The sequence below is a fragment of the Serratia sp. X10 genome, assembly GCF_017811775.1.
In the GTDB taxonomy this organism is placed as follows: domain Bacteria; phylum Pseudomonadota; class Gammaproteobacteria; order Enterobacterales; family Enterobacteriaceae; genus Serratia; species Serratia ureilytica.
In genome coordinates, this window is the sequence record NZ_JAEIOH010000003.1 from 371,608 (window position 1) to 395,867 (window position 24,260).

The 24,260-nt window shown below is 61.5% G+C and carries 23 protein-coding genes; 15 read left to right on the top strand and 8 right to left on the bottom strand.

Annotated features, from left to right (window positions below; genetic code table 11):
- The first annotated feature begins 18 nt into the window (after positions 1-18).
- Together dmeF and J9788_RS12135 are read left to right on the top strand one after the other, a co-directional pair.
- Complete coding sequence (dmeF, locus tag J9788_RS12130) at positions 19-987, top strand: CDF family Co(II)/Ni(II) efflux transporter DmeF (protein WP_072056012.1); 969 nt, start codon at positions 19-21, stop codon at positions 985-987.
- A gap of 32 nt (positions 988-1,019) precedes the next feature.
- Positions 1,020-1,502 carry a kinase inhibitor gene (locus J9788_RS12135; RefSeq protein ID WP_046896813.1) on the top strand — a complete coding sequence of 161 codons (483 nt, stop codon included), beginning with the start codon at positions 1,020-1,022 and terminating at the stop codon, positions 1,500-1,502.
- 60 nt (positions 1,503-1,562) lie between these two features.
- Here the strand turns inward: J9788_RS12135 and pgl are convergent, their stop codons facing one another.
- Complete coding sequence (gene pgl, locus J9788_RS12140) at positions 1,563-2,558, bottom strand: 6-phosphogluconolactonase (protein ID WP_182264948.1); 996 nt, start codon at positions 2,556-2,558, stop codon at positions 1,563-1,565.
- Between the two features lie 178 nt (positions 2,559-2,736).
- On the opposite strand from pgl, the gene J9788_RS12145 reads away from it, so the two are divergent.
- Positions 2,737-3,555, top strand: coding sequence for a pyridoxal phosphatase (locus tag J9788_RS12145; RefSeq protein WP_182265127.1), 819 nt, complete (start codon positions 2,737-2,739; stop codon positions 3,553-3,555).
- Between the two features lie 31 nt (positions 3,556-3,586).
- Here J9788_RS12145 and modC read toward each other — a convergent pair whose 3' ends face one another.
- The 4 genes from modC to J9788_RS12165 all read right to left on the bottom strand — a co-directional run bounded on the left by modC (position 3,587) and on the right by J9788_RS12165 (position 6,422).
- Positions 3,587-4,654 (bottom strand): molybdenum ABC transporter ATP-binding protein ModC, encoded by a 1,068-nt coding sequence (gene modC, locus J9788_RS12150; RefSeq protein ID WP_046686592.1) that lies wholly within the window; start codon positions 4,652-4,654, stop codon positions 3,587-3,589.
- Positions 4,655-5,344, bottom strand: a complete 690-nt coding sequence (gene modB, locus J9788_RS12155) for a molybdate ABC transporter permease subunit (protein ID WP_033642225.1) — start codon at positions 5,342-5,344, stop codon at positions 4,655-4,657. It lies immediately after the preceding gene.
- Positions 5,341-6,114: a molybdate ABC transporter substrate-binding protein gene (gene modA, locus J9788_RS12160; RefSeq protein ID WP_182264949.1), complete on the bottom strand. Its 774-nt coding sequence runs from the start codon at positions 6,112-6,114 to the stop codon at positions 5,341-5,343. The genes modB and modA overlap by 4 nt, the downstream gene beginning before the upstream one ends.
- Before the next feature lie 158 nt (positions 6,115-6,272).
- A complete protein-coding gene (locus J9788_RS12165) occupies positions 6,273-6,422 on the bottom strand; it encodes an AcrZ family multidrug efflux pump-associated protein (RefSeq protein WP_004939813.1) in 150 nt (49 codons plus the stop codon).
- Between the two features lie 193 nt (positions 6,423-6,615).
- Here J9788_RS12165 and modE point away from each other — a divergent pair, with 193 nt between their 5' ends.
- The 9 genes from modE (at position 6,616) to gpmA (ending at position 15,675) form a co-directional block, all read left to right on the top strand.
- A complete protein-coding gene (gene modE, locus J9788_RS12170; RefSeq protein WP_182264950.1) occupies positions 6,616-7,407 on the top strand; it encodes a molybdenum-dependent transcriptional regulator in 792 nt (263 codons plus the stop codon).
- Between the two features lie 90 nt (positions 7,408-7,497).
- Entirely contained in the window at positions 7,498-8,985 is a 1,488-nt protein-coding gene (modF, locus tag J9788_RS12175) for a molybdate ABC transporter ATP-binding protein ModF (protein WP_182264951.1), read from the top strand.
- A 95-nt stretch (positions 8,986-9,080) separates the two neighbouring features.
- Positions 9,081-9,653 carry a cysteine hydrolase family protein gene (locus tag J9788_RS12180; protein WP_182264952.1) on the top strand — a complete coding sequence of 191 codons (573 nt, stop codon included), beginning with the start codon at positions 9,081-9,083 and terminating at the stop codon, positions 9,651-9,653.
- A gap of 166 nt (positions 9,654-9,819) precedes the next feature.
- Complete coding sequence (locus tag J9788_RS12185) at positions 9,820-10,638, top strand: CPBP family intramembrane glutamic endopeptidase (RefSeq protein WP_182264953.1); 819 nt, start codon at positions 9,820-9,822, stop codon at positions 10,636-10,638.
- 285 nt (positions 10,639-10,923) lie between these two features.
- Complete coding sequence (gene galT / locus J9788_RS12190; RefSeq protein ID WP_182264954.1) at positions 10,924-11,976, top strand: galactose-1-phosphate uridylyltransferase; 1,053 nt, start codon at positions 10,924-10,926, stop codon at positions 11,974-11,976.
- Positions 11,973-13,124, top strand: coding sequence for a galactokinase (gene galK, locus J9788_RS12195; RefSeq protein ID WP_182264955.1), 1,152 nt, complete (start codon positions 11,973-11,975; stop codon positions 13,122-13,124). The genes galT and galK overlap by 4 nt, the downstream gene beginning before the upstream one ends.
- On the top strand, positions 13,118-14,161 hold the full coding sequence (gene galM, locus J9788_RS12200; protein WP_182264956.1) for a galactose-1-epimerase: 1,044 nt from the start codon (positions 13,118-13,120) through the stop codon (positions 14,159-14,161). Before galK ends, galM begins: the two co-directional genes overlap by 7 nt.
- A 197-nt stretch (positions 14,162-14,358) precedes the next feature.
- Complete coding sequence (locus J9788_RS12205; protein ID WP_046896799.1) at positions 14,359-14,706, top strand: PsiF family protein; 348 nt, start codon at positions 14,359-14,361, stop codon at positions 14,704-14,706.
- Positions 14,707-14,922: 216 nt separating this feature from the next.
- A complete protein-coding gene (gene gpmA, locus J9788_RS12210; RefSeq protein ID WP_016928714.1) occupies positions 14,923-15,675 on the top strand; it encodes a 2,3-diphosphoglycerate-dependent phosphoglycerate mutase in 753 nt (250 codons plus the stop codon).
- Between the two features lie 46 nt (positions 15,676-15,721).
- Here the strand turns inward: gpmA and J9788_RS12215 are convergent, their stop codons facing one another.
- The 3 genes from J9788_RS12215 to aroG all read right to left on the bottom strand — a co-directional run bounded on the left by J9788_RS12215 (position 15,722) and on the right by aroG (position 19,268).
- Positions 15,722-16,759, bottom strand: coding sequence for a M48 family metallopeptidase (locus J9788_RS12215; RefSeq protein WP_182264957.1), 1,038 nt, complete (start codon positions 16,757-16,759; stop codon positions 15,722-15,724).
- A gap of 7 nt (positions 16,760-16,766) precedes the next feature.
- Complete coding sequence (locus J9788_RS12220) at positions 16,767-17,957, bottom strand: YjgN family protein (RefSeq protein WP_033642207.1); 1,191 nt, start codon at positions 17,955-17,957, stop codon at positions 16,767-16,769.
- A gap of 258 nt (positions 17,958-18,215) precedes the next feature.
- Positions 18,216-19,268, bottom strand: a complete 1,053-nt coding sequence (aroG, locus tag J9788_RS12225; RefSeq protein WP_025301893.1) for a 3-deoxy-7-phosphoheptulonate synthase AroG — start codon at positions 19,266-19,268, stop codon at positions 18,216-18,218.
- Positions 19,269-19,480: 212 nt separating this feature from the next.
- On the opposite strand from aroG, the gene J9788_RS12230 reads away from it, so the two are divergent.
- The 3 genes from J9788_RS12230 to zitB are packed head-to-tail and all read left to right on the top strand — an operon-like array spanning position 19,481 to position 24,245.
- On the top strand, positions 19,481-20,086 hold the full coding sequence (locus tag J9788_RS12230) for a response regulator transcription factor (RefSeq protein WP_033642206.1): 606 nt from the start codon (positions 19,481-19,483) through the stop codon (positions 20,084-20,086).
- Positions 20,083-23,283 carry a transporter substrate-binding domain-containing protein gene (locus J9788_RS12235; protein ID WP_182264958.1) on the top strand — a complete coding sequence of 1,067 codons (3,201 nt, stop codon included), beginning with the start codon at positions 20,083-20,085 and terminating at the stop codon, positions 23,281-23,283. Before J9788_RS12230 ends, J9788_RS12235 begins: the two co-directional genes overlap by 4 nt.
- The gene (gene zitB / locus J9788_RS12240) at positions 23,283-24,245 is read left to right on the top strand and encodes a CDF family zinc transporter ZitB (RefSeq protein WP_033652340.1); all 963 of its coding nucleotides are present in this window, start codon (positions 23,283-23,285) and stop codon (positions 24,243-24,245) included. The genes J9788_RS12235 and zitB overlap by 1 nt, the downstream gene beginning before the upstream one ends.
- Positions 24,246-24,260 lie beyond the last annotated feature (15 nt).

Below are 24,260 nucleotides of genomic sequence, written 5' to 3' on the forward strand. Positions count from 1 at the left end.
TTGCTGAGGAACTTCACCATGACGTCTCACGCGCCCGTTTTGCCCCGCGAGCACAGCCACGTTTTTGACGATGGTAACCCATTGGCCGAAAGAAACACCAGATGGGCGGTGATACTCACCGCCAGTATGATGGCTATCGAGATCGCCGGCGGCTGGCTGTTTAACTCGATGGCGCTGCTGGCCGACGGCTGGCACATGAGTTCGCACGCGCTGGCCCTGGGCCTGTCGGTGCTGGCTTACGGCGCAGCACGCCGACTGGCCAAGGATCGCCGCTTTAGCCTCGGCACCTGGAAGATCGAAGTGCTGGCCGGTTACACCAGCGCGGTGTTGTTGGTGCTGGTGGCGGCGCTGATGCTGTTTCAGTCTGGGCAGCGGCTGCTGAATCCCAGCCCGATTCATTACAACGAAGCCATCGCCATCGGCGCGATCGGGCTGGCCGTCAACCTGCTCTGCGCCTGGCTGTTGCGCGGCGGCGGCCACCATCATCATCACGGGGATGACCACGACGACACTCATCATGACCTCAACCTGCGTTCTGCCTATGTTCACGTGCTCGCCGACGCCGCCACCTCGGTGCTGGCGCTCGTCGCGCTGTTCGGCGGCAAGCTTTGGGGCGCCGCCTGGCTCGATCCGCTGATGGGCATCGTCGGCGCGGCGATGGTGGCCGCCTGGGCCTATAGCCTGATGCGCGATAGCGGAAAGATTTTGCTGGATGCCGAAATGGACGCCCCGGTGGCGCAAGACATCCGCCAGGCCCTGGCCGATTCCGGCCACGCGCTCACGCTGACCGATTTGCATGTAGGCCGCATCGGCAAAGGAAAATATCATTGCGTCCTCGCCCTGAGCAGCGCCGATCGCGCCCTCACCGCCGATCGTGTGCGCCAACTGTTGGCTGCGCATCCTGAACTGGTGCATGTCACCGTCGAGATCAACCGTCCACCGCTGGCGCAAGGGGTTGTATTGTTCCAGCGAAAAGATCTAGCTTAAGGGTCCGCGTTTATCGACAACTGGGAGTCATTATGGCTTTTCGTTTGTACAGCAACGATCTGCAGGACGGCGGCACAATGCCGCAGACGCAGGTCTTCAACGGCATGGGTTACCGCGGCGATAACCTGTCGCCGCACCTGGCCTGGGACGGCGTGCCAGCCTGCACCAAAAGCTTCGTCGTCACCCTGTACGATCCCGATGCCCCGACCGGCTCCGGCTGGTGGCACTGGGTGGTGGCCAATATTCCGGCCGACGTGCGCGAGCTGCCGCAGGGCGCAGGCTCCGGCAAAGCGCCGCTGCCGAGCGCCGCGCTGCAAACCCGTACCGACTTCGGCTCGGCCGGTTACGGCGGCGCCGCGCCGCCGAATGGCGAACGCCACCGCTATCAGTTCACCGTGCATGCGCTGGACGTGGAAAGCATTGAGGTGGATGAAGGTTCCAGCGGCGCATTGGTGGGCTTTAACGTGCATTTCCACAGCCTCGGCAGCGCCACGCTGACGGTGATGTTCAACTGATCTCCGCCCATAAAAAAGCGCGGCTCAACCGAACCGCGCTTTTCCACTCTGCCCGCCGAATTACTTCGCCAGCACGCTTACCCACATCGGGCCTTTGCCCACCGGATAACGCGCCAACATAGTCAGCTGACCGCTGGCCTGATCAATTTCATGCACCGCGATGTGATCGGACTTCTGGCCGGACGAAATCACGAAGCGGCCGCTGTGATCGATATTGAAACCGCGCGGTTGCGCTTCGGTCGGATAATAGCCGACCACGCTCAACGTGCCGCCGTCTTCGGAGACGCTGAAGAGGGTCAGAATGCTGGCGGTGCGATCGCTGGTGTACAGGAAGCGGCCGTTCGGCGTGATATGAATGTCCGCCGCCCAGCGGGTGCCGTCGAAATCGTCCGGCATGATATCCAGCGTTTGCGTCACGGTGTATTTGCCGCCGTTTTCCGAAATGGCCAGCACGTCCACCGTGCCGTTCAGCTCATTGACGCAGTAAGCGAACTTGTCGTTGTGGTGGAACGCCATATGGCGCGGACCGGCGCCGGCGGCGATATCCACCGCGTCCTGCGCGTGCGGCGTCAGCTGGCCCGCCAGGCTCAGGTTGAACAGACGGATGCGGTCTTCTTTCAGGCACGGCACCAGCACCAGCTGGTTGGTCGGATCGATGTTCGCCGAGTGCGGCGCGTTCAGACCGTCGATCTGTTGGATCGGCGCCGTGACCACGCCGTCGTGGCCGATCGGGCTGATGCTGGCGCAGTTGCCGCTGTAGGAAGCGGAGAACAGGTAACGCCCCTGCAAATCGGTGGAGATATGGGTCGGGCTGCCCGGCAGCGGCGCCATGCCGGCCTGCTGCAGCGTGCCGTCCGCCTCGATGCGGTAGCTGACGATGCCGAACGCCGGACGCACGCCGACGTACAGGTGAGTCTTGTCCGGATGAAGGGTCATCGGCTGCACCTGGCCCGGCACGTCAACGGTTTGCAGCAGCGCCAGCGCGCCGGCGTCGTCCAACTGCCAGACGTGGATCTGCTGGCTCTCCGGGCTGGCGACATAAACGATTTGCTTCATGTGTTCTCCTTGCAAAGGGTAAAAGAGGAACCGGTTTCAGGCCGTTCGATTGTCCCTAGCTTACCGCACATCCGTCGCATGGCAACCCTGCTTAGCACCGGAAGCACACGCGGTTTTCTCCATTGGCTATCCGGTGTACCATCGGATTAATTTTATGGCTAACGATAACGAGAACCCTATGAGCTACCGCGTCATCGCCCTCGATCTTGACGGCACCCTGCTGGACAATCAAAAACGCATCTTACCGCAGTCGCTGGAAGCGCTGGCGCAGGCGCGCGCCGCCGGCGTCCAGGTGGTGGTGGTCACCGGCCGCCATCACGTCGCCATCCATCCGTTCTACCAGGCGCTACAGATTGACACACCGGCCATCTGCTGCAACGGCACTTACCTGTATGATTTTCAGCAGAAAAAGGTGCTGGCCGCCGATCCCTTGGCGAAGGAGCAGGCCAAACAGGTGCTGCAGATGCTCAAACAGACCGACATTCACGGGTTGATGTACGTTGACGACGCCATGCTGTATCAGGAACCGAGCGGCCACGTGATTCGCTCGCTGGCCTGGGCCGAAACCCTGCCTGCGGCGCAGCGCCCGACGCTGCTGCAGGTCGGCAGCCTGGCGCAGGCGGCCGACGACGCGCAGGCGATCTGGAAATTCGCCACCTCGCACGCCGATATTCCGGCGCTGCGCGAGTTTGCCGACACGGTGGAAAAAGAGCTGGGGCTGGCGTGCGAATGGTCCTGGCACGATCAGGTGGATATCGCCAAAGGCGGCAACAGCAAAGGCAAACGCCTGCGCCAATGGGTGGAGTCGCAGGGGCTGAGCATGGATCAGGTGGTGGCGTTCGGCGACAACTACAACGACATCAGCATGCTGGAAGCGGTCGGTTTGGGCGTGGCGATGGGCAACGCCGATGACGCGATCAAGGAACGCGCCGATCTGGTGATCGCCGATAACCTGCAACCGGGCATCGCCGAGGTGATCCGCACCCGCGTGCTGTAGTCTTTTCGCCCTCCCGCCGGGAGGGCCCGCCTTAACGGCTCTCGCGGCTGATCGACACGCTTTTCACCTGCGCGTACAGCCACTGCCCGGGGCGGATCGCCAGTTCGTCTCGCGCCCAGGGCGTGATGCGCGCCCACAGCACGTGTTCCCCGACCGCCAGTTTCACTTCCACCTGCCCGTCCACGTCCAGACACTCGCTGACCTTGGCCGGCAAGACGTTGCGAATGCTGCTGTTGACCGGCGGCTGCAGCACCAACGAGACGTCGGCGGCATTGATGCGAATGCGCAGCTGAGTGCCCAACTCGGCGTCGATGCCGCTGACCCACAGCCGCTGATCGCCGAGCGCCAGCGCGGTCATGGCATAACGTTGATGATGCTCAATCACGCTGACGCGCAGCACGCTGCTCTGATCTTCACGTTGCAGCCACGGCCGCAGCGCGCTGCTGGCCCAGACGGCTTCCAGCCCGCCGAACGCGCGCACCTCGCCGCGATCCAGCACCAATACCTGCTCGGCCAGGCGCAGGATCTCGTCCAGGCTGTGGCTGACATAGAGGATGGGGATGTTCACGTCCTGCGCCAACCGCTCCAGATACGGCAGCAGCTCGCGTTTGCGCGGCAGATCGAGCGAGGCCAGCGGTTCGTCCATCAGCAGCAGTTCCGGCGCCGTCAGCAGCGCGCGGCCGATCGCCACCCGCTGTTTTTCACCGCCGGAGAGCGTCAGCGGCAGCCGATTAAGCAGCGGCCCGATGCCCAGCAGCTCGACGATGGTATTGAACTGCGCGCGCATGCCGGCCGCCATGCCGTACTGCAGGTTGCCGCGCACCCGATAATGCGGGAACAGCCGCGCATCCTGAAACACATAGCCGATACGGCGCTTTTCCGGCGGCAGGCAGAGGCCCGCGGCGGTATCCACCAGCGTGCGACCATTGAGCGCGATGCGCCCCTGCTGCAGGCGAGTCAGGCCGCCGATGGCGTTGATCAATGAAGTTTTGCCTGCGCCGGACAGGCCGAAAATCGCGGTGATGCCCTGCGCCGGCAAATCGGCGCGGACGTTGAGATTGAGGTCGCCCAGCTGCTGCGAGAAATCCAGCTCCAGCATTTACACCCCCATCCGTTTGCGGCCCCAGCGGGCCAGCCATTCGGACACCATCAGCGAAGCCAGCGACAGCACGATGGCGATCACGCACAGACGCGCGGCGGCGGCCTCCGCACCCGGCGTTTCAATCAGCGTATACATCGCCAGCGGAATGGTGCGAGTTTCCCCGGGAATGTTGGAGACGAAGGTGATGGTGGCGCCAAACTCCCCCAGCGAACGGGCGAAGGCCAGCACCACGCCGACAATGACGCCGGGCAGCGACAGCGGCAGCGTGATGGTGAAAAATACCCGCCACGGATTGGCGCCCAGCGTGCGCGCCGCCTGCTCCAGCCGGGTATCCACCGCCTCCAGCGCCAGCCGAATGGCGCGCACCATCAGCGGAAACGCCACCACCGCCGACGCCAGCGCGGCGCCGCGCCAGCTAAAGCTGAAGCTGAAGCCGAACCAATCGTACAGCCGCTCGCCGATGACGCCGCGCCGCCCCATGGCGATCAGCAGCAAATAACCGACCACCACCGGCGGCAGCACCAGCGGCAGGTGAATGACGCCATCGAGCAGCGCCTTGCCGGGAAAACGGCAGCGCACCAGCACCCAGGCCATCAGAATGCCGAACGGCAGGCTGCAGACTACCGCCAAACCGGAAACTTTCAGGCTCAGCTCAACCGCCTGCCACTCGTACTCGCTCAGAATCATTTACGCGGGGTGAATCCATAATGTTCGAAAATAGCGGCCGCTTCCGGGCTCTTCAAATAGGTATAGAAAGCGCTGACCGTCGGATTTTGACGATCTTTCACAATCGCCATCGGATATTCAACCGGTTTGTGGCTGTCTTCCGGGAACACGCCCACCACTTTCACCTTGTCGCTGGCGACCGCGTCGGAACCGTAAACGATGCCGAGCGGCGCTTCACCGCGCTCCACCAACGCCATCGCGCTGCGCACATTGTTGGCGCGCGCCAGTTTAGGCTCCAGCGCGCGCCAGGCGCCCAGATGCTCCAGCGCCTCTTTGGCGTAGATGCCGGCCGGCACGTGATCCGGATCGCCCACCGCCAGGCGGCCACCGTTCAGCAGCATGGCCCAATCGGTCTGCTTGTCGATGGCGATCTTGTCTTGTTTATCGTTCCTGGCGGCGATCAGCACCAGTTCGTTGCCCAGCAGCGTATAGCGGGTGTCTTTTACCATCTGCTGTTTGTCGATGGCGTAATCCATCCACTGTTGATCGGCGGAGATAAACAGATCGGCCGGGGCGCCCTGCTCAATTTGGCGCGCCAGCGTCGAGGACGACGCGAAGGAGGAAACCACCTGCACGTCCTTGCCTTTTTGATATTGGGTGGCGATGTCCTGCAGCGCGTTGGTCAGCGACGCGGCGGCGAACACGGTGATCTTTTCCGCCGCCGAGGCCTGAGCCACCAGGCCCGATGCCAACACGATCCCGCCAACCCATTTGGTCCATTGCTGTTTCATTGTTTTTCTCCGCAAGTTAACGTGCATTATCACTCTTCGTTATATAAAAAATAATATAACGTTGCGCGAAAGCTTGTCATGCGGTTTATCGGCAAAGCGTGAGATAACTTGAGGAATGCCCGCCGGGCGATGCCGACGGGTATCGGGATGGGGAACGGTCAGTGCTGGGTGCGGTTTTCTTTCGAACGGCCCACTTTGGAGAAGACGTTGAACACTTCGCCAAAACCGTAGATCAAGCCGAGAATGAGCGCCATGACCACCGGCACCATCACCACGGCGAATAACAGACTTTTCAATAATTCCAACATGATAGCCTCGCTTAACTGCCCATTGAGCGGCAAATGCCTTTCACCGCATATCGGGTTATTCTAACCCAAAAAATCGCTAAAATCGGAGTTATTTTAGCCAGCGAGGCAAAATTGTGATCGGCCAAACGTGCCCTTTGGCGCTTTGCCGCCAAATCGGCGACAATACGATTTTTGCCGCCGACAGGATGCGCTTATGCAGGCCGAAATTCTTCTGACTCTTAAACTCCAGCAAAAGCTGTTCGCCGATCCGCGCCGCATCGCGCTGCTGAAACAGGTGCAGCACACCGGCTCCATCAGCCAGGGCGCCAAACTGGCGGGCATCAGCTACAAAAGCGCCTGGGACGCCATCAATGAGATGAACCAACTGGCGGAACAAACGGTGGTGGAACGCGCCACCGGCGGCAAAGGCGGCGGCGGCGCGCATCTGACGCACTACGGCCAACGGCTAATCCAGCTGTACGATCTGCTGGGCCAGGTGCAGCAAAAAGCCTTCGACGTGCTGCAGCAGGACGATCTGCCGCTCGACAGCCTGCTGGCGGCCATCTCGCGCTTCTCGCTGCAAACCAGCGCGCGCAATCAGTTTTTCGGCACAGTGATCGAACGCGACCACCAACAGGTACAGCAGCATCTGGCGATCCTGCTGAACGACGGCAGCACTCGCCTGACGGCGGCCATTACCCAGCAAAGCGCCGATCGGCTGCAACTGACGCCCGGCAAAGAGGTGCTGGCGCTGATCAAGGCGCCCTGGGTGCGTCTGAGCGTCAATGCGGCCGATAACGCCGACGCGGATAATGCGCTGGCGGGCGTGGTGGCCGGCATTCAGCCGGGCGCCGAACACAGCGAGGTGCTGGTGACGCTGGCGGGCGGCGAAACCCTGTGCGCGACCCTGACGACGGCAGAGCTGCAGCGCCTGCAGCTGAGCGTCGGCGACGCCGTACACGCCTTGTTCAACGCCGATCGGGTGATTGTCGCCACGTTGTGTTAAGCGCAACGTGATGTTGCGTTTTTGTTGATTGACATCCCCCTGCAATGCGCCTATTTCTAAGGCAAATAATTGCAAAAAAAGGAACAGGTGATGTCGTCGTTGCACATTTCGCAAGGTTCATTCCGCTTGAGCGATACCCGCACCCTGACGCTGGAAGCGCTGGCGATCCAGGCCGGTGAAAGCTGGGCCTTCGTCGGCGCCAACGGCAGCGGCAAATCCGCCCTGGCGCGCGCGTTGGCCGACGAACTGGTTCTGCTGCGCGGCGAACGCCGCAGCGATTTTCAGCATGCGGTGCGCATCTCCTTCGAACAGTTGCAAAAGATGGTCAGCGACGAGTGGCAACGCAACAATACCGATCTGCTCAGCGCGGACGAAGACGACACCGGCCGCACCGCGGCGGAGATCATTCAGGAAGAGGTGAAAGACGCCGCACGCTGTGAGCGACTGGCCGCGCAGTTCGGCATCACCGCCCTGCTGACGCGCCGCTTCAAATACCTGTCTACCGGCGAAACGCGCAAAACCCTGCTGTGCCGCGCGCTGATGCCGCAGCCCGACCTGCTGATCCTCGACGAACCCTTCGACGGGCTGGACGTTCACTCGCGCACGCAGCTCGCCGCGCTGCTGAGCGAGCTTTCCGCCCAGGGGCAGACCGTGGTGCTGGTGCTCAACCGTTTCGACGAAATACCGGATTTTGTCCGGCAGGTGGGCGTGCTGGCGGACTGCACCCTGACCAACCGCGGGCCGCGCAGCCAGGTGATGGCGGACGCGCTGGTGGCGCAGCTGGCGCACAGCGAAAACCTCAGCGGGCTGGCGCTGCCGGAAACGGAGGATCCGGCGCATAAAGTGGCCCTGCCGGCGGATCGTCCGCTGATCGTCCTGCGTGACGGCGTGGTCAGCTATAACGAGCGGCCGATCCTCAATCATCTCGACTGGCAGGTTAACCCCGGTGAACACTGGCAGATCGTCGGCCCGAACGGCGCCGGCAAATCCACCCTGCTCAGTTTGATCACCGGCGATCACCCGCAGGGTTACAGCAACGATCTGACACTGTTCGGCCGCCGCCGCGGCAGCGGGGAAACCATCTGGGAAATCAAACGCCATATCGGCTACGTCAGCAGCAGCCTGCATCTGGATTATCGCGTCAACACCAGCGTGCGCAACGTGGTGCTGTCGGGGTTCTTCGATTCTATCGGCATTTATCAGGCGGTCTCGGATCGCCAGCGGCAGCTGACCGAGCAATGGCTGGCGCTGCTCGGGCTCGACGGCGCCCACGGTGACGCCCCGTTCCACAGCCTTTCCTGGGGCCAACAGCGGTTGGCGCTCATCGCCCGCGCGCTGGTGAAACACCCGGCGCTGCTGATCCTCGACGAGCCGCTGCAAGGGTTGGATCCGCTCAATCGCCAGCTGGTGCGCCGCTTCATCGACGTGCTGATCGGCCAGGGCGCCACCCAGCTGCTGTTCGTTTCGCACCATGCCGAAGATGCGCCGCAGTGCATCACCCACCGCCTCAGCTTCGTGCCCGACGGCCAGGACGGCTACGGCTATCAACACCAGCGGCTGGAAGCGGCCTCCGCCTGAAACGCGGCGTAAACATATCCGGCAACACTTCACCGCAGCACATCACATTTGGCCTTTTATCATAGAAAGAAAGAAGGCCATTTTCTGGAGACGCCATGTCCGCTGCGTTGATTATCATCGACCTGATCGAGGATCTTATCGGGCCCAAAGGCCGCGCCAACCACTGCCGTGAACAGGTGGCGGCGACCCACCTGCTCGCCAACGTCAATGCCGCCGCGGCCTACGCGCGGGTGCGAAAAATCCCGGTAATTTGGGTGCGGGTGGGATTCGCCGACGATTATCATGACATCCCGCCTCACTCGCCGCTGTTCAACCATCTCAAGCAGATCGGCGCGCTGCGGTTAAACGGCCCGGGCTGCCGCTGGATGCCCGAACTGCATCAGGAAGAGACCGATCTGCAGTTTGAAAAAACGGCGGTTAGCGCCTTCTCCGGTAACAATTTGTTAGCCTGGCTGCGGCAACATCGGTGCCACCATTTGCTGCTGGCGGGCATCAGCACGCCGCTCGCCATAGAAAGCACCGCGCGTCAGGCGCACGACGCCGGCTTTCAGGTGACCGTATTGCACGATCTGTGCGCAGCCCCTACGCAGGAGATCCACCAGCAGAGTCTGGATACCCTGCAAAATCTGGCCGAAATCACCCGTTCGCAGGCCTGGATGAGAAGCTAACCCGCATCGCCGCCGGTTGTGTCGGCCGGCATCATGTACAAATCCATCACTGCCCCGACCTTTAGCGTCATTCTGGTGTGCTACTATCCGCTTTAGCGCTCAATTTCGCCATCATCGCACGCCGCAAAGGCGCTGAGCGCCGTGTACATATTTAAAGGGATATATTATGTGGGGCGTACTGGCTGCTTCGTTATTTTTCTTGCCGTTTAACCGGCTGATAGCCTGGGTGATCCTGGCCGCCTCGGCGGGCATGGGGCTTTATCATGGGGTGCTGACGCCGCTCAGCCTGGGTTGCCTGTTGGCCATCGTGGCGCTGGCGGGTCTGCGTCATTATTTTCGCGCGCAGCGTAATCTGGCGATCGCGCTCGAAGGGTTGGTGATCGCCGGTTGCGTGGCGCTGTTCTTGCATCTGGTGCCTGGCATCCACAACCAGCTGATGATCGACGGCGAAAAGGCCGGCCCGCTCAGCGCGCCGTTCACCATGTATTACAACTTCGACAAGGCGATGGTGCCGTTCCTGCTGTTCGCCTGCTTGCCCACATTGTTTTCCGCCGAACGCGGCGGCAACGGCGGCAAGGCGGGCTGGATTGCGTTGCTGCTGGCCGTGCCGGCGCTGTTGCTGCTGGCGGTGGCGCTGGGCGGATTAAAAATCGAGCTGCATGCGCCCGCCTGGATCCTGCCCTTCGTCATGGCGAACCTGTTCTTCGTCTGCATGGCCGAAGAAGCGCTGTTTCGCGGCTACCTGCAGCAGCGCCTCAGCCAGTGGCTGGGGGCCTGGCCGGCGCTGATCGTCGCCTCCCTGGTGTTCGGCGCCGCGCATCTGGCGGGCGGCATGCTGATGGTGATCTTCGCGACCCTCGCCGGGGTGATCTACGGTCTGGCGTGGATGTGGAGCGGCCGTCTGTGGGTGCCGATTCTGTTCCATTTCGGACTGAATCTGACCCATCTGCTGTTCTTCACCTACCCACTGTATCAGCATCCCTAACCTCTGACGCCGGCAGAGAGCGCTTCTCTGCCGGTTGGCTGGATGAAAACGTTATCACAAGCGCCTCACCGCCCCGCCATCAACCGTTTTGCACGCTGCTTTACACCGCCTTTCCGGTACTTTTCACCGAAGTGTAAACGATTCCATTTTTCGCGTTGGATCACCTTTTTATCGCTGTAGCCATGCTATCTTTTTGCGCATTGACCACTCCCTGTTCAGCAATGGGCGTATCAAGACGGTAATTGGAAGCGATTACACCCTCGTCGACGCCAAGAAAGGAACCGTATGACGGAATTTAACCCTATCGACCATCCACACCGCCGCTTTAACCCGCTGAGCGGCCAGTGGGTGCTGGTCTCACCGCACCGCGCCAAGCGCCCCTGGCAGGGCCAACAGGAGAGCGTCCCCACGGCAACGCTGCCGACGCACGATCCCGACTGTTTCCTGTGCCCGGGCAACGCGCGCGTCACCGGCGATCGCAATCCGGAATATCGCGGCACCTATGTCTTTACCAACGATTTCGCCGCGCTGATGAGCGATACGCCGCCGGCGCCCGACAGCCACGATCCGTTGATGCGCAGCCAGAGCGCGCGCGGCGTCAGCCGGGTTATCTGCTTCTCTCCCGATCACAGCAAAACCCTGCCCGAACTGACGCTGCCGGCGCTGGAGCAGGTGGTCGCCGCCTGGCAGGCGCAAACCGAGGAGCTGGGCAAGCATTACCCCTGGGTGCAACTGTTCGAAAACAAAGGCGCGGCGATGGGCTGCTCCAACCCGCACCCGCACGGGCAGGTCTGGGCCAACAGTTTTCTGCCGAACGAGGCCGAACGCGAAGATCGCCTGCAACACGACTATTTCCGGGAACATGCCTCCCCGCTGCTGCTGGACTATGCGCAGCGCGAGCTGGCCGCAGGCGAACGCATCGTGGTGAACACCGAACACTGGCTGGCGGTGGTGCCCTACTGGGCCGCCTGGCCGTTTGAAACGCTGCTGCTGCCGAAAACGGCGGTGCAGCGCATCACCGATCTCAGCGCGGCGCAGAGCCGCGATCTGGCGCTGGCGCTGAAGAAGCTGACCAGCCGCTACGACAACCTGTTCCGGTGCTCGTTCCCCTATTCGATGGGATGGCACGGCGCGCCGTTCAACGGCGCCGACAACCGGCACTGGCAGCTGCACGCCCATTTCTATCCGCCGCTGCTGCGCTCAGCCAGCGTGCGCAAATTTATGGTCGGTTACGAGATGCTGGCGGAAACCCAGCGTGACCTGACCGCCGAACAGGCCGCAGAGCGTCTGCGCGCCGTCAGCGATATTCATTACCGTGAAGCCGGAGCCCAAGCATGAGCCTGAAACCGCTTACCCATTCCCTGTTTACCAAACACTTCGGCTATGCGCCGGCGTTGACCATCCAGGCGCCGGGGCGGGTGAACCTGATCGGCGAGCACACCGATTACAATGACGGCTTCGTGCTGCCCTGCGCCATTGATTACCAAACCGTTATCGCCTGCGCCAAGCGCGACGACCGCCAGATCCGCGTGCTGGCCGCCGATTATCAGAATCAGCAGGATCAATTCTCGCTCGACGATCCGATCGTCAGCCATCCCGACCAGCGCTGGTCCGACTATGTCCGCGGCGTGGTGAAGCACCTTCAGCGCCGTAACGCCGATTTCGGCGGCGCGGATCTGGTGATCGCCGGCAATGTGCCGCAGGGCGCGGGGCTCAGCTCCTCCGCCGCGCTGGAAGTGGCGGTGGGCCAGGCGCTGCAGGCGCTCTATCAGCTGCCGCTGGACGGCGTGGCGCTGGCGCTGAACGGCCAGGAGGCGGAGAACCAATTCGTCGGTTGCAACTGCGGCATCATGGACCAGCTGATCTCCGCGCTCGGCCGGCGCGACAGCGCTCTGCTGATCGACTGCCGCTCGCTGGAGACCCGCGCGGTGCCGATGCCGGACAGCGTGGCGGTGGTGATCATCAACTCCAATGTGCAACGCGGGCTGGTGGACAGCGAATACAACACCCGCCGCAAACAGTGCGAAGAAGCGGCGCGTTTCTTTGGCGTCAAGGCGCTGCGCGACGTCAGCCCCGAACAGTTTGCAGCGCGTCAACATGAGTTGGATCCGTTGGTGGCCAAACGCGCGCGCCATGTCATCAGCGAGAATGCCCGCACGCTGGCGGCGGCCGATGCGCTGGCGGCCGGCGATCTGCAACGCATGGGCCGGCTGATGGCGGAGTCCCACGCCTCGATGCGTGACGACTTCGAAATCACCGTGCCGCCAATCGATCGGTTGGTCGAGATTGTCAAAGCGATCCTCGGCCCGCGCGGCGGCGTGCGCATGACCGGAGGCGGCTTTGGCGGCTGCATCGTCGCGCTGATGCCGCAGGACCTCGTGGAAACGGTGCGCGCCGCCGTGGCGCACGAGTATCCGCTGCAAACCGGCGGATTGCGGGAAACGTTTTACGTCTGCCAGGCTTCGCAGGGGGCCGGCACATGCTGACGGTGAGCACGGAAGCGGCGCCCGATGGGCAGCCTTACCAGCTGACGCGGCTGCAAAACGCCGGCGGCATGACCGTCACCCTGATGGACTGGGGCGCCACCTGGTTGTCCGCGGTATTGCCGCTCACATCCGGCGAAAAACGCGAGCTGCTGCTCGGCTGCCGCAGCGCCGCGGACTATCAACGTCAGGGCGCCTATCTGGGCGCCACCGTCGGCCGTTACGCCAACCGCATCGCCAATGCCAGCCTGCCCATCGACGGTAAATCCCATGCGCTGCTCGCCAATCAGGGCGCGCACCAGTTGCACGGCGGCCCCGACGGTTTTCATGCCCGCCGCTGGCGCCGGATACAGCAGGATACGCAACAGGTCTGCTATGCGCTGCATTCAGCGGATGGCGATCAGGGCTTCCCCGGCAATCTCGACGTGCAGATTTGCTACCGCCTGACCCCCGATAATCGTCTGGAAATCAGCTATCTGGCGCAGGTCGATCGCCCCTGCCCGGTCAACCTGACCAACCACGCCTATTTCAATCTGGACGGCCCCGGCACCGACGCCCGCGCCCAACGGCTGCAGCTGTTCGCCGATCGCTATCTGCCCGTCGACGCCGAGGGCATTCCCTGCGCCGAGCTGACGCCGGTGGGCAGCAGCGGCATGGATTTTCGTCAACCGAAAACGCTGCTGCAGGATTTCCTGCGCGATCGCGACCAACAGCGGGTCAACGGTTACGATCACGCCTTTCTGTTGCACCGCATCTGCGGCGCGCTGGAAAGCCCGGCGGCCCATTTGTGGTCCGCCGACGGGCAGGTGCAAATGAGCGTGTTCACCGACGCGCCTGCGCTGCAACTCTACAGCGGCAATTTTCTGGCCGGCACGCCGGCGCGCGACGGCGGCAGCTATGCCAACCATGCCGGCGTGGCGCTGGAAAGCGAGTTTTTGCCGGACAGCCCGCACCATCCCGAGTGGCCGCAGCCGGATTGCTGGCTGCAGCCGGGGAGCCGCTACCGCAGCGCCACGCATTATCAGTTTTATCCTATCTGACCCGCCATGCCCCTCGCCGCGCGGCCGGGGGCGATTTGTTATAAATGCTTACCTTTTAGCGCTATCCCCCCGCCGGCGCCCACCTTTCCTTATTCCAAAGCGCGCACTACACTCAGGCTACCGTGATAAGCACAACGCCTTGTGCAACGTCACAATTTTCGGCCGATGGCGGCCAATCAATAGCTGAAGGAACACCTATGCGTCTGATTACTGCACTTCCATTGCTGGCGGGCTTAATGCTGAGCACCAATCTGATGGCGGCCGACGCGACGACGGCGACAAAAACGCCTTCGCCGGCGCAGGCGGCCCAACAGAAACGCATGACCGATTGCAACCAGCAGGCATCCACCAAGTCGCTGAAAGGCGCGGATCGCTCCACCTTTATGAGCACCTGTCTGAAATCCGAAGGCGCCGCTGCGACAGGCAAAACCCTGACGCCGCAGCAGCAGAAGATGAAAACCTGCAACGCCGACGCCAAGACCAAGAATCTGAAGGGCGACGCGCGTAAAACCTTCATGAGCAACTGCCTGAAAAAATCGGCCTGATTTACCCCACGCCACGGCGCGCCCGAAACGATTTCGGCGCGCCGTTTCTCCCCCTTCCGCCTCAGGCTGAACGATTCAGCTTTTTCCTTTCTCCAGCCCTTACTTTGCGGCAAGAAATTGGCTATGGTTAGACACTATCGATTGCCGAGCCCCGGCCCGCGGCAATATAATGATTTTCGTTATCATTGAAATGTCAGATTATTAAGGAGTTAAGCTATGGCTGTAACTAAGCTGGTTCTGGTGCGTCACGGCGAAAGCCAGTGGAACCAAGAAAACCGCTTCACCGGTTGGTATGATGTTGATCTGTCCGATAAGGGCCGCACCGAAGCGAAAGCAGCAGGCAAGCTGTTGAAAGAAGAAGGTTTCACTTTCGACTTCGCTTACACCTCCGTACTGAAGCGCGCGATCCACACCTTGTGGAACATCCTCGACGAGCTGGATCAGGCCTGGTTGCCAACCGAAAAATCCTGGAAGCTGAACGAACGTCACTACGGCGCGCTGCAGGGTCTGAACAAAGCCGAAACCGCTGAAAAATACGGCGACGAGCAGGTGAAACAATGGCGTCGCGGCTTCGCGGTGACCCCGCCGGAGCTGACCAAAGAAGACGAACGTTACCCTGGCCACGATCCGCGCTACGCCTCGCTGAGCGAGCAAGAGCTGCCGCTGACCGAAAGCCTGGCGCTGACCATCGATCGCGTTATCCCTTACTGGGACGAAGAGATCCTGCCACGCATCAAGAGCGGCGAGCGCGTGATCGTTGCGGCGCACGGCAACTCGCTGCGCGCGCTGGTGAAATACCTGGATAACCTGAGCGAAGACGAAATCCTCGAGCTGAACATCCCAACCGGCGTGCCGTTGGTGTATGAGTTCGACGAGAACTTCAAGCCAACCAAACGTTACTACCTGGGTAACGCCGATGAGATCGCTGCAAAAGCGGCGGCCGTGGCGAACCAGGGTAAAGCGAAGTAATTTCGCCGGTTCACGAAAAAGCCCCCGGTTTTCACCGGGGGCTTTTTTATTTCTGCTGCGCCATCGCCTCATTCACCGCATCCAGCCGTTCCTGCATCGCCGGATGGGTGCTGAGCCAGGCCGGCAGCGCCCAGTCATCGGTCTTTTCTCGTTCAGGCGCCTGCGCCAACGCGCGATAGATCGCCGCCATTTCCGCCAGCGAATGCCCCTGGCGCTGCATTTCCGCTATCGCAAACGCATCCGCCTCACGCTCCATCCCGCGAGAAAACTGCATCTCATTTACGAAGGATGCGGACTGCAGCAACGTGTCGCCGATGCCGCTGACGTCACCCGTCATCCACATCAGCGTCAACGCCACCAGTGACGAACGCACCAACATGCGCATCGGATGGCGATAAGCGTGATGCCCCATTTCGTGCAGCATCACCGCCGCCAGGCCATCGTCGTTTTTCGACAAGGTGACCAGGCTATCGCTGAGCACCAGCGTGCCGTCCGGCAACATAAAGGCGTTCGGCGCACCGGGCGCCGCCATCAACTTCAGCGAGAGCGGCGTGCGCTCTTGGCGCATGTCGGCCGGCATCACCTGCCGGAACAGCTGCTGCAGCGCCCGTTGCCGCTCGGCCGGCAGTGCCGAGGGCGCGAAGCCGCTCTGCTCCAAGAACGTCTGCGTATGTTCGCCCAGCTTCTGTTCCACCGAGGTGGGGATGCGCATGGCGATCTCGCTGCTCGCCCACGGCAGCACCACGTAAACGTAAGCCACTACCGCCAACAGCGTCATCAGCAGCGCCAGGGCGACGCCGCGTTTATGGCGTTCCAGGCGATGCACCCACCCCGGCGAACGGCGCTGATAGAACCAGCGGCGAAAGGCCGCGTCGTCGTCGGGCACAAAGCGCCCGCCCCCCTTGAAGGTGAGCGTCAGCGGAATATTGCCCAGCGCGGCAGAAACGGTGATGTCCGTCAGCGGGATGTAACGCTGTTCATCCTGCCGCTGCAACGTCACGCCTTCGCCGCTTTCGTTCACCAGCAGACGAGCCGCCTCACGTGCGGCCCGCCCCGGCAACTGATAAGCGCCTTCAAGGATCATCGGCGCCTCAGAAGCTGCCGCCCAGATCCAGCGCCTGCACCGCTTCTTCGGCCACCGCGCTGTTGGCGGTTTCCTGATGCGCCGTAATGTCCAGCAGCGCCAGATCGCCTTCAACCGCCGTGCACGCCGCCAGATAACGGGCATGACGCACTTCCGCCACCGGCGCCGCCAAACCGAGCGAGAACAGGGTAATCAGGGTATTGGTGATCAACAATCCCATGTACGGCAGCGTTTTCATTGAGGAATGCAGCTTGATGTCGCCGTTCAGCCTTGCCTGGTTAAACAGGTAGTTGCGTTGGGCGACAACCTGGTAGCTGCTGGCCACCAGGGCGCCGATCAGCAGCACCACCATCATCAGCAGAAGGCTGCTGATATTGTCCAGCACCAGCACATCGATGGCTTCGTTGGTCAACATGCCCATCAACACCATCTGATAGAGGGTAAAGAAGAACGAACCGATGCACACCAGCGCGACCAACATGAACGGCAGGAATATGAGCAGGCCGATCAAGGCAAATTTGATAAAGGCCGATTTCTTCAGTTCGGCAATAAACGGCGTGTTCCCGAAAAACAGGTTATTAACGTACAAATCATGCTGCAGTGCGCTAATAATGCCGTTTACCGCCGCAAATGCCGGCACGGCCAAAATCAGCGTCAGCACCAGCATAAATGCGATGGCGTTGATGCTGCCAAGACCGCTGCCAATGCCGAGCAAGACGATCAGACCGACATACAGTCCGATAATCAGCAATAACGGGCAGAACAGCAAAGCCCAATAGGCGCGCCCGGTGCGGCAGACATAATTAAAGCGCACGCCGCGATAGCTCGACATAATCGCATTGTAGCGCCAGCTGCGGATAACAATCCACGGCAGCAGGGCAAGCAATACCAGCAGCGCCAACAGCCCCAGCAATGGCGTCACCGCCAGCAGGAAATAAAATACGATGATGCCGCCAATCACCAACAGCCGTCCTTTCAGAATTTGCAGCGGCTGCGCATGATAATCGAAACGATCGCCGTCCAATTCCGTGTTGCCGTAAAAATAGCGACGACGACGCACCGTCGCCCAGGCGGAATAGATGCCCAGGGTCAGCGCGGTCAATAACGCGTTGACTAACCAAATAGCGAAGTACTCACCACCTTTCCCATGGAATTTAATCCGGTGCAGCCCCAGCGGCTGCGAGGTATTGTTTGTCATAATTCTTTCATCCTGAAAGGAATAAGGTCATACCACTCCCCACTTATTAGGCCTGCGGGGTTTATGGAATAAAAAAGCGTCTTATATAAGCACAATGCCGAGAGCGGTGACAATTATTCTTTTATTAAATAGGAATAATGCGAATACGGCCGCTTAAAGATTTAATAAGCCTATTGACTGTAGGCCTTAAATTGACAAGAGATATAAAATTTTAAGGTAAATAGAAAAAGGGCCCGCTGGCGAGCCCTCTTTACGCGATTAACCGCGGCGCGCTTTCACCGCCGCCGCCAGATCGCGCAGCACGGTTTCGGTATCCTGCCAGCCGATGCAACCGTCGGTGACGCTCTTGCCGTAAACCAGCGGCTCACCGCTTTCGAGGCTCTGGTTGCCTTCCACCAGGTGGCTTTCGATCATCACACCGATAATCGCTTTTTCACCGCCGCCAATCTGCCCGCAAACATCGGCGCTCACGTCCATCTGTTTTTTGAACTGTTTGCTGCTGTTGGCATGGCTGAAGTCGATCATCACCTGCGCCGGCAGCCCCGCTTTGCTCAGGCCGGCTTTGACGTCCTTCACATGCGCCGCACTGTAGTTTGGCTCTTTGCCGCCGCGCAGGATAATGTGGCAGTCACCGTTGCCGCTGGTGTTAACGATCGCCGAGTGGCCCCATTTGGTCACCGACAGGAAACAGTGCGGCGCGCCGGCGGCGTTGATGGCGTCGATCGCCACCTTGATGGTGCCGTCGGTGCCGTTCTTGAAGCCGACCGGGCAAGAGAGGCCGGAGGCCAGTTCACGGTGCACCTGCGATTCCGTGGTGCGCGCGCCGATAGCGCCCCAGCTCATCAGATCCGCCAGGTATTGCGGCGTGATCATGTCGAGGAATTCGCCGGCGGCCGGCAGCCCGCTGTCGTTGATCTCCACCAGCAGCTTGCGCGCCAGGCGCAGGCCGTCGTTGATGTTGAAGCTGTTGTCCATTTGCGGATCGTTGATCAGGCCTTTCCAGCCCACGGTGGTGCGCGGTTTTTCGAAGTACACGCGCATCACCACTTCCAGCTCGCCGCTCAGTTCTTCACGCAGCGCCAGCAGGCGCCCCGCGTACTCTTTGGCGGCTTGGGTATCATGGATGGAGCAAGGGCCAATTACCACCAGCAGGCGATCGTCGCTGCCGCGGAGGATATTGTGAATTGCGCTGCGGGCCTGGGACACCGTCTTTGCCGCGCGTTCAGTGGCCGGGAATTTCTCCAGCAAAGCCACCGGCGGCAGGAGTTCCTTAATATCATTAATGCGTAAATCGTCGTTTTGGTAATTCATAGCTTTTCCATTCGGTATCGTGGGGTATTTCGCAGTGCGTAACGGTGTAGATCCCAACAATCTAGCCTGTGAGAATGGCGCTGTAAATCACCTTTGCCCCCCACCGCTGGAACCGCCAAATTAACAGCAGATTGTGCTGTTTCATCTGGCGAGCGCAGAGCCTCCTTTTTCGCTATGCTAGCGATCGGAATATAAAGTGACCCGAGTTGAACATGCCCTCTCTGCTATTAGTTGATGACCACCCGGTGGTTCATGTCGCACTGGAAGCGGCGCTAATGAAATCATCCCGCCCCTACCGCCTGCAGGCGGCGCAGGATGACGTACAGGCGCTGGCCCTGCTGGCCGAGGCCGCTTTCGGCCTGGTGATCCTGGATATCGGCCTGCCGCAGGTCGACGGGCTGCAGCTGTTGAAAAAAATCCGCCGCCGCTATCCGCAACAAAAGATCCTGATCTATACAGCGCAGGAAGCCGATGTCTATGCGCGCATGGCGCATGCCGCCGGCGCCGACGGTTTCGTCAATAAAGGCAGCTCGCTGGCGGAGTTGGTGCAGGCGATCGAGCAGGTGCTGGACGGTGAAATCAGCTTCCCCGCCGCCGCGCTGGCCGAAGAGGCGCCGACGGCGGACGGCGGGCTGCTCACCCCTAAGGAGCTCGAGGTGCTGGGCTTGCTGAGCCAGGGGCTATCCAACCTGCAGATCGCCGACCGGCTGCACATCAGCAACAAGACCGTCAGCACGCACAAAAAAAACATCCAGCGCAAAACCGGCGCCGGCAACCTGCTGGAGCTGGTGGCGGTGTTTAAAGAGCTGGCGCCATGATGCGCCGCGCCCTGCTGCTGCTGATCCTGTGGTGCGGCCTGGCGCAGGCGGCGGAGCCGGTGCGCTATCAGCTGGTCAGCAACCTGAATACCCCTGAGAATATGCTGATCGTCGGCGAGAAAAATCCCTGGCGCGATCGCACGCTGCGCGTCGGCATCATCAGTGAGAACACCAGCCCGTACAACATCATCGTGGACGACGATCTGTATGGGCTGAACGCCGACTACCTCGGCTATATTCAGCAGGTGACCGGCATCCGCTTCGCCATTTACGGCTTCGCCGATCTGACCCAGCTGGAACAGGCGCTGCACGACGGCAAGGTCGATCTGCTGTACGGCATCCCGCAGAGCGAAGCGCTGCACGGGCTGGAGATCTCCCAGCCTTACTACATCAGCAACCTGCGCGTATTGCGCGATCGCAGCAACGATCGGCCGGTGATGCTCAATTCCGCCAACGCCCGCGTCGCGATCGGCGCGCTGACCGACATGCAGTCCGGCGGCGCCCTGCAGGCGGTGGCGTCGCAGATCCAGCGCTACGACAACAACCTGCAGGCGGTCTATTCGCTGCTCAACGGCAGCAGCGACTACTTTATCGCCGACGAGGCCAGCGCCAGCTTTATCATCGACCAGCTGCAGCTCGGCCAGCTCTATCAAATTGAAAGCAACGAGAACCTGGGCAACCTTTCCTTCGTGTTCGCCGCCGCCGACCCGCGCCTGATAGACACGCTGGACACCGCCATCGCCGACGCGCCGATGGAACTGATGAATGCCCTACAGAGCCGCTGGAGCAAAAAGATCCCCAGCTACCTCGATACCGGCAATGCCGATCTGACGACGATGGAGAAGAATTGGGTGGCGAGCCACCGCGTGGTTTACTATGCCGCCATCGAGAACAACTTCCCGTTCGCCTACCGCGGTTCCGACGGCCAGCCGCGCGGCTACGCCATCGATATTCTCAACATCATCGCGCAAAACACTGGGCTGCGTTTCGCGCCGCTGTGGGCGCGCAACGCCGAGCAGGCCGATCAACTGGTGCAATCCGGCCAGGCCAGCTTCCGCGCCGCCCTGCCACTGGCGCGCGGCGTCAAGGCGCGCTATGGCGCCAGCATGCCGATCCACCGTTCGCTGTGGGGCGTTTACGTCGGCCAGTATGCCAACGGCGTCTCGACCTGGAGCGATCTGGCCGGCAAGCGCATCGGCGTGTTGCAGGGCGATTTGGCTCAGGGGCTGGTACCGGAGCAGGAACAGACCGTCAGCTTCGCCGACAGCAAGTCGATGTACGACGCGCTGGCCAACGGCCAGTTGGATGCGCTGGTAGATAACGTCATTTCCGCCAACTTTTTGGCGCTGTCGCGCTATTCCGGCGCGATCAAACTGGCCTTCGCCGCCAACAACATCCCCTATCCGGTAGCCTTCGGCGTACGCCGCGATCAGCCGCTGCTGCTGGCGATCCTCGATAAGAACCTGATGCAGATCCCGGCGGATACCCTGCAATCGCTGCGCGACGAGTGGATCGTCGACCGCAGCAACCTTATCGACGCGGTGAACGACAACCGCATGCCGCCGCAGACCACCTGGCTGCTGGCGCTGTTGGCCGCCGCCACCGTGCTGCTGTTGGCGCTGACGCTGCGCCGTTTCATGCTGCAGCGCCGTGAAAAACGCGAACGCGAAGAGCTCGAGCAGGCGCGCCGCCGCGCCGAAGCGGAAAACCGCATGAAGAGCAAATTCCTCGCCACCGTCAGCCATGAACTGCGCACGCCGATGCACGCCATCCTTGGCCTGCTGGAACTGGAGCTCAAACGCCAACCGGCGCCGGAAGGCCTGCCGGTGATTTACAGTTCGGCCTCATCGCTGCTCAACCTGCTCAACGACCTGCAGGATCACGCGCGGCTGGAAACCGGGTCGTTGACGTTGGCACCAAAACCGGTGGCGCTGCGCCCCTGGGTCGCGCGCATTGACGCCCTTTACCGGCCGCTTATCGGCGAACGGCCGTTGACGTTGAAGGTGGCGGCGGATCCGGCGCTGCCGGAGGCGGTGGTCATTGATGGTGAGCGTTTACTTCAGGTGGCTAACAACCTGATAAACAACGCGATAAAGTTCACGACGCGCGGAACCATTCAGGTCGAGGTCGGCTGGCGCGCGCAGGATGAACGACGGGGAGAGTTGCAGTTAACGGTGAACGACAGCGGCTGCGGCATCGCCGCCGATGAAGTAAGCAAGCTGTTTCAACCGTTTTACCGCGCGCGCGGCGCGCAACGCATCTCGGTGCAAGGTACCGGTTTGGGCCTCTCTATCTGCAAAGAAATCGTCGAACAGATGGGCGGCCGCATAGAGCTGCACTCGCAGCCGGGCGTCGGCACCCGCGTCGAGGTAGTGATACCGGTCGAGCTGAGCGGCGACGCGCCAGCTGGCGCCCAGGAGGAGCACACCTTTGCTCTGCCGTCTTCCGCCTTGCGTACCGCGCTGATCGACGATCATCCCACCAATTTGTTGCTGCTGGAACGCCAACTGCGCCACTTCGGGCAGCAACCCGCCCGCTTCGAACAAGGCTATGCGCTGCTGAAGGCCCAGCGACGGCAGCCGTTTGACCTGCTGTTTATCGACTATAACATGCCGCGCCCGGACGGCCTGACGCTGGCCAGGCTGATCCGGCGCGACGAACAGCGGCTGCAGCGCCCGCCTTGCCGCATCGTGCTCTGTTCGGCGGACGTGCAGGAGTTTACCCGCATCCCGCCGGGGCTGGTGGCGATCGATCACTTCCTGACCAAGCCGATTTCGCTGACGGCGATCGGCCAGGTATTGGCTCAGCAACCGCAGGCTCAGGAAGAAAAGTCAGTCCTTACTGACCTACGGCAAACGCTGGCCGAAATGGCGGGCGGCGATCGCGCCATGCTGCAGCGGCTGGCGCAGACCCTCGGCGATACGCTGCGGCAAGACCGGCAGCGGCTCGCGGACGCCGTCGCCGCGAACGACTGGCCTCGCCTGGAGCAGGCGGCACACCGCATCAAGGGCAGCCTGCTGATGCTGCAGCTGCCGGAAGCTGCGCAACTGTGCCAACAGCTGGTGGATACCGCACGTCGGGGCGAGCTTGCCGCCGCCGCTTATACTAAATTAAAGGCGTTAGTGGCGCAGATAGAACCGGAGCTGGGCGCTCTGCTCGCCGCCGCCCCCTCTTTCGCTATGCATAAGGATGAATAATGTCGGACACTCCACACGTACACCTGCCGAAAGACAGTAATAGTAAACGCCTACTGACCGCTTTTTTAGTCACCGCCGTCTTTATGGTGGCCGAGGTGGTCGGCGGCCTGTTGTCCGGCTCGCTGGCGCTGTTGGCCGACGCCGGCCATATGCTGACCGACGCCGCCGCGCTGCTGGTGGCGCTGATGGCGGTACACTTCTCCCAGCGCAAACCCAACGCGCGCCACACCTTCGGCTACCTGCGCCTGACCACGCTGGCGGCCTTCCTCAACGCCGCAGCGCTGCTGGTGATCGTGGTATTCATCCTGTGGGAGGCGATACGGCGTTTCTTCGAACCGCAGCCGGTGATGGGTACCCCGATGCTGATCATCGCCATAGCGGGGCTGCTGGCGAACCTGTTCGCCTTCTGGCTGCTGCATCGCGGCAGCGAAGAGAAAAATATCAACGTGCGCGCCGCCGCGCTGCATGTGCTGGGCGACCTGCTCGGCTCGGTGGGCGCTATCGTCGCGGCCATCGTTATTCTCGCCACCGGCTGGACGCCGATTGACCCGATCCTGTCGGTACTGGTCTCCTGTCTGGTACTGCGCAGCGCCTGGCGGCTGCTGAAGGAGAGCTTCCACGAGCTGCTGGAAGGCACACCGCAGGAGGTTGACATCGCCAAGCTGCAAAAAGACCTGTGCCTGAACATCCCGGAAGTGCGCAATATCCACCACGTACACGTCTGGCAGATCGGCGAACAGAAGCTGATGACGCTGCATGCGCAGGTGATCCCGCCACATGACCACGATGGGCTGTTGCAACGCATCCAGGCTTATCTGTTGCAACACTACAAGATCGGCCACGTGACCATTCAGATGGAGTACCGGCATTGCGAGACGCCGGACTGCGGTATCAATCGGGCGCCGGAGCCGAGTGAACACTCACATGCCGAAGCGCATTCGCACCTTGGGCATCGCCACTAAGCCAAGAGGGCGCCA

What these genes read in the sequence shown, in the direction of transcription:
- dmeF (WP_072056012.1), top strand. Translation starts at nt 19, where the DNA reads ATGACGTCTCACGCGCCCGTTTTGCCCCGCGAGCACAGCCACGTTTTT.
- J9788_RS12135 (WP_046896813.1), top strand. Translation starts at nt 1,020, where the DNA reads ATGGCTTTTCGTTTGTACAGCAACGATCTGCAGGACGGCGGCACAATG.
- pgl (WP_182264948.1), bottom strand. Translation starts at nt 2,558, where the DNA reads ATGAAGCAAATCGTTTATGTCGCCAGCCCGGAGAGCCAGCAGATCCAC.
- J9788_RS12145 (WP_182265127.1), top strand. Translation starts at nt 2,737, where the DNA reads ATGAGCTACCGCGTCATCGCCCTCGATCTTGACGGCACCCTGCTGGAC.
- modC (WP_046686592.1), bottom strand. Translation starts at nt 4,654, where the DNA reads ATGCTGGAGCTGGATTTCTCGCAGCAGCTGGGCGACCTCAATCTCAAC.
- modB (WP_033642225.1), bottom strand. Translation starts at nt 5,344, where the DNA reads ATGATTCTGAGCGAGTACGAGTGGCAGGCGGTTGAGCTGAGCCTGAAA.
- modA (WP_182264949.1), bottom strand. Translation starts at nt 6,114, where the DNA reads ATGAAACAGCAATGGACCAAATGGGTTGGCGGGATCGTGTTGGCATCG.
- J9788_RS12165 (WP_004939813.1), bottom strand. Translation starts at nt 6,422, where the DNA reads ATGTTGGAATTATTGAAAAGTCTGTTATTCGCCGTGGTGATGGTGCCG.
- modE (WP_182264950.1), top strand. Translation starts at nt 6,616, where the DNA reads ATGCAGGCCGAAATTCTTCTGACTCTTAAACTCCAGCAAAAGCTGTTC.
- modF (WP_182264951.1), top strand. Translation starts at nt 7,498, where the DNA reads ATGTCGTCGTTGCACATTTCGCAAGGTTCATTCCGCTTGAGCGATACC.
- J9788_RS12180 (WP_182264952.1), top strand. Translation starts at nt 9,081, where the DNA reads ATGTCCGCTGCGTTGATTATCATCGACCTGATCGAGGATCTTATCGGG.
- J9788_RS12185 (WP_182264953.1), top strand. Translation starts at nt 9,820, where the DNA reads ATGTGGGGCGTACTGGCTGCTTCGTTATTTTTCTTGCCGTTTAACCGG.
- galT (WP_182264954.1), top strand. Translation starts at nt 10,924, where the DNA reads ATGACGGAATTTAACCCTATCGACCATCCACACCGCCGCTTTAACCCG.
- galK (WP_182264955.1), top strand. Translation starts at nt 11,973, where the DNA reads ATGAGCCTGAAACCGCTTACCCATTCCCTGTTTACCAAACACTTCGGC.
- galM (WP_182264956.1), top strand. Translation starts at nt 13,118, where the DNA reads ATGCTGACGGTGAGCACGGAAGCGGCGCCCGATGGGCAGCCTTACCAG.
- J9788_RS12205 (WP_046896799.1), top strand. Translation starts at nt 14,359, where the DNA reads ATGCGTCTGATTACTGCACTTCCATTGCTGGCGGGCTTAATGCTGAGC.
- gpmA (WP_016928714.1), top strand. Translation starts at nt 14,923, where the DNA reads ATGGCTGTAACTAAGCTGGTTCTGGTGCGTCACGGCGAAAGCCAGTGG.
- J9788_RS12215 (WP_182264957.1), bottom strand. Translation starts at nt 16,759, where the DNA reads ATGATCCTTGAAGGCGCTTATCAGTTGCCGGGGCGGGCCGCACGTGAG.
- J9788_RS12220 (WP_033642207.1), bottom strand. Translation starts at nt 17,957, where the DNA reads ATGACAAACAATACCTCGCAGCCGCTGGGGCTGCACCGGATTAAATTC.
- aroG (WP_025301893.1), bottom strand. Translation starts at nt 19,268, where the DNA reads ATGAATTACCAAAACGACGATTTACGCATTAATGATATTAAGGAACTC.
- J9788_RS12230 (WP_033642206.1), top strand. Translation starts at nt 19,481, where the DNA reads ATGCCCTCTCTGCTATTAGTTGATGACCACCCGGTGGTTCATGTCGCA.
- J9788_RS12235 (WP_182264958.1), top strand. Translation starts at nt 20,083, where the DNA reads ATGATGCGCCGCGCCCTGCTGCTGCTGATCCTGTGGTGCGGCCTGGCG.
- zitB (WP_033652340.1), top strand. Translation starts at nt 23,283, where the DNA reads ATGTCGGACACTCCACACGTACACCTGCCGAAAGACAGTAATAGTAAA.